Raw genomic sequence first — 6,623 nt, 5'->3', positions numbered from 1 at the left:
GAATAGGGGAATAGGGGAATAGGGGAATAGGGGAATAGGGGAATAGGGGAATAGGGGAATAGGGGAATAGGGGAATAGGGGGCGCCGTTCCCAGGCACTTCACATATTCCCCTACTGCCTTACTCCCGTATTCCCCTACATCTTGTCTATCACCGACTGCACGCCCTCGGTCGGGGCGTCTACGGAGGATCCAGCCACCATGATGGCGGCGACGATCGCTTCGGGGTCGTCGACAACCAGCGGCTTGACCCGTTGCGCGGTGTGGATGAAGCCCTCAGCGGCCATGTGATCGAGCAGCGTCAGCATCGGATCCCAGAATCCTCCGACATTGCCGAAGACGATCGGTTTGCGATGATGGCCAAGCTGCGCCCAGGTCATCACCTCGACGATCTCCTCGACCGTGCCGATGCCCCCCGGCAGCGCCACAAAGGCGTCGGATTTCTCGAACATCTTGTGTTTGCGCTCGTGCATGTTGTCGGTGATCAGCAACTCGTCGAGCCGGTCAAGCGCGGTTTCGGTTGCCTCCCTGTTGATCAGGAAGCGCGGAATGATGCCCGTCACCTTGCCGCCGGCGCGCAAAGCGCCTTCGGCGACAGCGCCCATGATGCCTTTGGTGCCGCCGCCATAGACCAGCCGCATTCCTGCTTTGGCAATCGAGCGTCCGAGCAGGTTTCCGGCCTTGATATAGATTTCATCACGGCCCGGAGACGAGCCGCAATAGACGCAGACGGATCGAATCGTGTTCATGCCGATGATTGGTGATTGGGTCTGAAAGCGTGGTCAAGCCCCAAGGGTCAACAAGCCCGGGCTTTTTCTTGTCGGCCCGTTTTTCTTGTCGGCATTGGCAAAACAAGCTAGACCGGCGTTAGGTGGCTAAGGGGTAGGGAAATATGGCAATTAATCCACTGAAGGCGTTCCTGTTCGCGGCGGGTGGGACCGTTGCTGCCGCGGGAACCGCCTATGTATCGGGCGCACTCGACCCGTATCTCAATCCCACGCCGCCGGCGCAAGTGGCGGCGCAGACGTCGCCCGCAGCGCCAAAATCGGCCGATCCCGGCACCGAAGCGCGGCTGCCCGCCGCGGAGGTCCCCGCGGCTCCCGCCGCGGTGCCCCAGGCAACGGCACCGGCCGCGGCGGCGCCGGCTGCGGCCGGTCCCGTCGCACCGTCCTTTGACGTCGTGCGCGTCGAGGGCAATGGCTCGATCGTCGTTGCCGGCAATGCAGCGCCCAACGCAAAGGTCGAGATCCTCAACGGCACGACCGTGCTTGGCTCGACGGTTGCCGGTCCCGATGGCGCATTTGTCATCGTGCTGGACGATCCGCTGAAGCCCGGCGACTATACAATCGCACTGCGCGCGACCACGGGCGATGTCGTCACCCCTTCGGTGCAGACCGCTGTCGTTTCGGTTCCCAAGGATGCCGCCGGCCAGGTGCTGGCAATGGTCGAGGAGCCGGGCAAACCGGCCGAACTGCTCACCGTTCCGGCGCCCGAAACAAAGCCGGCTGCTCCGGCCGCCGCGCCGGCTGCTCCCGCAGCCGAAGCGCCCGCAACTGCTCCGGCACCAGCCGCCCCGGCACCTGCCGTCGTAGAAGCAGCACCGGCTCCTGCCGTGGTAGAAGCAGCACCGGCTCCTGCAGCGCCGGCGACGCCGCCCGCTGCAGGCGTGACCGAGCCCAAGATCGTCGTCGAGGCGGTCGAGATCGACGGCAGCAAGATCTTTGTCGCCGGTCTCGCCGATGCCGGCCGCAAGGTGCGCGCCTATGCCAACGATATCCTGCTCGGTGATGCGCAAACTTCGACGGACGGTCATTTCCTGGTCGAGGCGACGCGCGACATTCCGGTCGGCAGCTACACAATTCGTGTCGACGGCCTCGATACCGACGGTGTGACAGTTGTGGCCCGCGCAGCCGTGCCGTTCGAGCGCGAGCCCGGCGAAGCGGTCGCCGCCGTGGCACCCTCGGCGCCGAAGCCCGTTCAGCCCAAGCCGGCCGCACCTGCCGCCGCCGAGGCGCCGGCCGCGGCCGGGACGGCCCCGGCCACGACGCCTGCTCCCGCCACCGAGGCTCCGGCCGTTGTGGCGGAGGCGACGCCGCCAAGCGATGTGCCCGAGACCGTGGCGCCCAAGCTCGAACACGCCGACGGCGCCGTCATCATCCGCCGCAACGATACGCTGTGGCGGATCTCGCGGCGCGTCTACGGCCATGGCGTACGCTTCTCGACCATCTACCTCGCCAACCAGGACCAGATCAGTGATCCCGACCGCATCTGGCCGGGGCAGGTGTTCAAGGTCCCGGAAAAGTCGAAGGAAGGCGAGGCAGCCGACCTCAAGACGATGGGCGAGCAGGCAACGACAGCGCCGGCCAAGACCAACTAGATCCAAGGCCGTCCAGGTCGAAATCTACTGGTGTGCTGAGCCGCTCAGGTGCAGTTTGAATCCGATCATGTTCGGATCCCCCAGGTCGGGGCGTAGTTTCATGCTCGGAATCAAATAGTCGCCGCCATTCTGCCGGCGATAGGGGATGGGTTGCGTGGTCGCGAGCGTTCTCATCCTCTCGCGCAGGCGCTCGGCGGTGGGTTCGAAGTCGGCTTCACCGAAGCGGTCGACGCTGTAGACGACGAATGGCGGAAGGACGTCGTAGCCCGGGTAGTAGAGGATCCCGTGGTTGATCGGGAACAGCAGATCATCAATTGGTCCGTTGACGCCGCGAGGGGCATAGTGCTCCTCCCAGCCGCCGGCGGTCACGATCAACATTGCGCGCTTGCCCATCAAGGTTCCCTCGCCGTAGCGGTCGCCCCATCGTTTGTCGCTATGTTCGCCCACGCCGTAAGCGAAGCCGTAGGCAAAGACCCTGTCGACCCAGCCCTTGAGGATCGCCGGCATGGCAAACCACCAGAGCGGAAATTGGAGAATCAGGGCATCCGCCCATAGCAGCTTTGCGATCTCGGCCTTGACGTCCTCTGTCAGCGCGTCGGCCTCGAAAGACTTTTTTGACGCTGCGGCAGGCATCAGCCGCGCGCCCGGCGCCAAAACCGGAAAGTCGGCCCGATCAACCGCTGATTTCCAACCCTGGGCGTAGAGGTCCGTCACCCGCACTTCGTGGCCTTGTGCCTCGAGTTCTCTGATGGCGACGTCGCGGAGCGCGCCGTTGAGCGAGCGGGATTCGGGATGTGCGAAGACAAGTAGGATTTTCATGCGGGGGACTCCGGGGATTGAAAAACTGGTCCCTTAGCTAGGCAATATCGACGCAATCCGCTATATATTCGTAATGCATAAGATTGTGCCGAATAGTGGATAAATCGGACATCACCCTCGAACGCATGCGCACCTTCGTTCGCGTCGCGGAACGGGGCAATCTGTCCTTGGTTGCCGGTGAACTGGGTATCGGACAATCGACGGTCACGCGGCATCTGCAGGAACTCGAAGAGGCAGTGGGTGCGCCTTTGCTCAGCAGGACCACCCGGCGGGTCACGCTGACCGACGAGGGCAGCCGCTACTATGCCAACAGCGTCCAGATCCTGCGCCTTGTCGAGCAGGCCGGCGACGAAGCGCGGGGCGCACGTGGCGCGCCGGCCGGCACCGTCCGGATATCCTGTACTGCCGCTTTCGGGGTCTTGCACACCAGCCGACTCATCTTCGACTTTCAGGACCGATATCCCGACATCGGCGTTGACCTCAGCCTCAGCGATGAGCGTGTCGACCTCGTCAGGGAAGGTGTCGACATCGCGCTTCGGTTGGGGCCGCTCACCGACAGCTCATTGAGGCTGCGGGCCCTCGGCCTGTCACGGCGCCTGCTCGTGGCATCGCCGGATTATCTGGCGCAGCGAGGCAGACCGGCTATCCCGTCGGATCTGTCTGGACATGAGGGTATCCGGATGTCGAACGTGGCGGGGAGTGAAACTCTTGCCTTGCAGGGCGCCGGAGGCGAGCGCCATATGGTGCCTTTCGCGGGGCGCCTGCGTGTCGACCATGGGCTTGCCGCGCGCGAGGCTTTGCTCGCGGGTCGAGGGGTCGCACCGGCTCACCGATGGCTTGTCGACGATCTTTTGGCGGCGGGCCTGCTCGAGACGATACTGGATGATTATTCACTGCCGTCCGCCCCTTTGAACATGCTGATCGTCCCGGAGCGCGCGGGCGTTGCAAGGGTCCGCCTGATGGTCGACTTCCTGGCTGAGCGGATTGCCGGCATCCCGGGGATCGAGAAGTCCAGTCCAAAGCGTTAGCCGCTATCTGCTCTGCCCAGAAGAGTAGCTTGCAGCAGCGTCGACCATCGTTTATCGCCGATGGACGATGAGCGAATCCCTAGCTGAAATAGGTATGCCTGGCTGCGCCCCGGACAGCCGAGCCGTTGCCACCCGGCTGGCAGCACTTTCGCACCCGGCTCGGATCGAAATCCTGAAATACCTGTCCGCAAGCAACTCCTGCTGCTGCCGCGAGGTTGTCGACCGTTTCGATCTGGCGCAGTCCACTGTGTCACAACATTTGAAGATACTGGTCGAAGCCGGGCTGGTCCGGTTCGAACCCGACCGTCAGCGCTCGCGCTACGAGGTCGATCGTGCCGCACTTGCCGATGTTTCCGCGTCGGTGGCCGCGCTCGTCAATTCCTGCTGCTCCGGCCGCTAGACCATGATCCCGAAAAGTGGAGCCCGGTTCTCGGACGAGATCATGGTCAAAAAGACATAAGAAGAAGGCACAAGAAATGGCCGAAAAAACCGTCTCCGACTCCTCGACCTTCAAGACGCTGCTCAATTTGTGGCCCTATATGTGGCCGGCGGATCGCGCCGATCTGAGAGCCCGGGTCACATGGGCGACGCTTCTGTTGGTCGTCGCCAAGCTGACGCTGGTCGCCGGTCCCTATTTTTTCAAATGGGCGACCGACGCGCTGGCCGGCGACGCCAAATCGGTGCCGCCGCTGCCGAGTTTTCTGCTGGCGCCGGTCATGCTGGTCGTTGCCTACAATGTCGTGCGCCTGGTGCAACTTGGCTTCAATCAATTGCGCGACGCCTTGTTTGCCCGTGTCGGCCAATACGCGGTGCGCCAGCTCGCCTTCCGCACCTTCGTCCACATGCACCAACTGTCGCTGCGCTTCCATCTCGAGCGCCGCACCGGCGGCCTGTCGCGCATCATCGAGCGCGGCACCAAGGGTATCGAGACGATCGTGCGCTTCATCATGCTCAACACGGCGCCGACCATCCTCGAATTCGCGCTGACCACCGGCATCTTCGCCTACACCTATGGCTGGAAATACGTAGTCGTCGTCGCGGTCACCGTCTGGGTCTATGTCTGGTTCACGGTCCGCGCCAGCGACTGGCGCATCTCGATCCGCCGCGACATGAACGACAGCGACACCGATGCCAACACCAAGGCAATCGACTCGTTGCTCAATTACGAGACGGTGAAATATTTCAACAATGAGGGCATGGAAGCCGAGCGCTTCGACCGCTCGATGGCACGCTACGAGGTCGCAGCGACCCGGATCTGGACCTCGCTCGGCTGGCTGAACTTCGGCCAAGGCATCATCTTTGGCCTCGGCACCGTCATCGTCATGTGCATGTCGGCGCTGGAAGTGCAGGCCGGCACGCAGACGGTCGGCGACTTCGTCTTCATCAATGCCATGCTGATGCAGCTGTCGGTGCCGCTCAATTTCATCGGCTTCATCTACCGCGAAATCCGCCAGGGGCTGACCGACATCGAGCAGATGTTCGACCTTCTGGATGTGCCGCAGGAGATCGTCGACAAGCCGGACGCGAAGCCACTTACTGTCAGCGCCGGCAAGGTCGAGTTCCGCGACGTGCATTTTTCCTATGACCCCAACCGCAAGATCCTGAAGGGCATCAGCTTCGAGGTGCCGGCCGGCAAGACCGTGGCCATTGTCGGGCCCTCGGGCGCCGGCAAGTCGACCATCTCGCGGCTTCTGTTCCGCTTCTACGACGTCCAGTCCGGCCAGGTGCTGATCGACGGCCAGGATATCAGGGACGTGACGCAGGAGAGCCTGCGCGGAGCGATCGGCATGGTGCCGCAGGACACCGTACTGTTCAACGACACCATCGCCTACAACATCCGCTATGGCCGCATCGGCGCCAGCGAGGAGGATATGCAGAAGGCCGCCGAACTCGCCCAGATCGGCCCGTTCATCGAGCGATTGCCTGACGGTTACAAGTCGATGGTCGGCGAACGCGGGCTAAAACTTTCGGGCGGCGAGAAGCAGCGCGTGGCGATCGCCCGCACCATCCTGAAGGCGCCGCCGATCCTGATGCTCGACGAAGCGACCTCGGCGCTCGACAGCCACACCGAACAGGAAATCCAGGCCGCGCTCGATCTGGTCAGCCGTGGCCGCACCACCATCGTCATCGCCCACCGCCTGTCGACGGTGATTACCGCTGATGAGATCATCGTGCTGCAGGACGGCCAGATCGCCGAGCGCGGCACCCATGCCGAGCTGATGCGCAAGCATGGCCTCTACGCCTCGATGTGGGACCGCCAGCGCGAGGCGACCGAGGCCGAGGAGCGCCTACGCATCGCCCGCGAGGGCGACGAGCTTGGCGTTGTCGTTCGTCGACGAACGTCGGAGGTGAATTGACACCGTTTCCTTCTCCAACGAGGGGAAAAGAGAAAATTTCCGCT

6 protein-coding genes are annotated in these 6,623 nt (G+C 63.2%); 4 read left to right on the top strand and 2 right to left on the bottom strand.

Annotated features, from left to right (window positions below; translation table 11 throughout):
• Positions 1 to 135: 135 nt before the first annotated feature.
• On the bottom strand, positions 136 to 747 hold the full coding sequence (locus NKJ00_RS26580; RefSeq protein ID WP_023812907.1) for an LOG family protein: 612 nt from the start codon (positions 745 to 747) through the stop codon (positions 136 to 138).
• A gap of 143 nt (positions 748 to 890) precedes the next feature.
• Here NKJ00_RS26580 and NKJ00_RS26575 point away from each other — a divergent pair, with 143 nt between their 5' ends.
• Positions 891 to 2,375: a LysM peptidoglycan-binding domain-containing protein gene (locus NKJ00_RS26575; protein WP_128303054.1), complete on the top strand. Its 1,485-nt coding sequence runs from the start codon at positions 891 to 893 to the stop codon at positions 2,373 to 2,375.
• 24 nt (positions 2,376 to 2,399) lie between these two features.
• Here the strand turns inward: NKJ00_RS26575 and NKJ00_RS26570 are convergent, their stop codons facing one another.
• A complete protein-coding gene (locus NKJ00_RS26570) occupies positions 2,400 to 3,194 on the bottom strand; it encodes an NAD(P)H-dependent oxidoreductase (RefSeq protein ID WP_023813729.1) in 795 nt (264 codons plus the stop codon).
• Positions 3,195 to 3,289: 95 nt separating this feature from the next.
• On the opposite strand from NKJ00_RS26570, the gene NKJ00_RS26565 reads away from it, so the two are divergent.
• The 3 genes from NKJ00_RS26565 to NKJ00_RS26555 all read left to right on the top strand — a co-directional run bounded on the left by NKJ00_RS26565 (position 3,290) and on the right by NKJ00_RS26555 (position 6,579).
• Positions 3,290 to 4,222 carry a LysR family transcriptional regulator gene (locus NKJ00_RS26565; protein WP_031213735.1) on the top strand — a complete coding sequence of 311 codons (933 nt, stop codon included), beginning with the start codon at positions 3,290 to 3,292 and terminating at the stop codon, positions 4,220 to 4,222.
• Positions 4,223 to 4,289: 67 nt separating this feature from the next.
• Positions 4,290 to 4,622 (top strand): ArsR/SmtB family transcription factor, encoded by a 333-nt coding sequence (locus NKJ00_RS26560; RefSeq protein ID WP_031213736.1) that lies wholly within the window; start codon positions 4,290 to 4,292, stop codon positions 4,620 to 4,622.
• 76 nt (positions 4,623 to 4,698) lie between these two features.
• Positions 4,699 to 6,579, top strand: a complete 1,881-nt coding sequence (locus NKJ00_RS26555; protein WP_023813732.1) for an ABCB family ABC transporter ATP-binding protein/permease — start codon at positions 4,699 to 4,701, stop codon at positions 6,577 to 6,579.
• The last annotated feature ends 44 nt before the right edge of the window (positions 6,580 to 6,623 follow it).

Source organism: Mesorhizobium sp. M0227, from assembly GCF_040321855.1.
Taxonomy (GTDB): Bacteria; Pseudomonadota; Alphaproteobacteria; order Rhizobiales; family Rhizobiaceae; genus Mesorhizobium.
The sequence above is the reverse complement of the archived record's forward strand: the minus strand, read 5'-3'. Positions and strand labels throughout refer to the sequence as shown.

Coding starts and splice junctions, on each gene's coding strand:
- NKJ00_RS26580 (WP_023812907.1), bottom strand. CDS start 747: ATGAACACGATTCGATCCGTCTGCGTCTATTGCGGCTCGTCTCCGGGC.
- NKJ00_RS26575 (WP_128303054.1), top strand. CDS start 891: ATGGCAATTAATCCACTGAAGGCGTTCCTGTTCGCGGCGGGTGGGACC.
- NKJ00_RS26570 (WP_023813729.1), bottom strand. CDS start 3,194: ATGAAAATCCTACTTGTCTTCGCACATCCCGAATCCCGCTCGCTCAAC.
- NKJ00_RS26560 (WP_031213736.1), top strand. CDS start 4,290: ATGAGCGAATCCCTAGCTGAAATAGGTATGCCTGGCTGCGCCCCGGAC.
- NKJ00_RS26555 (WP_023813732.1), top strand. CDS start 4,699: ATGGCCGAAAAAACCGTCTCCGACTCCTCGACCTTCAAGACGCTGCTC.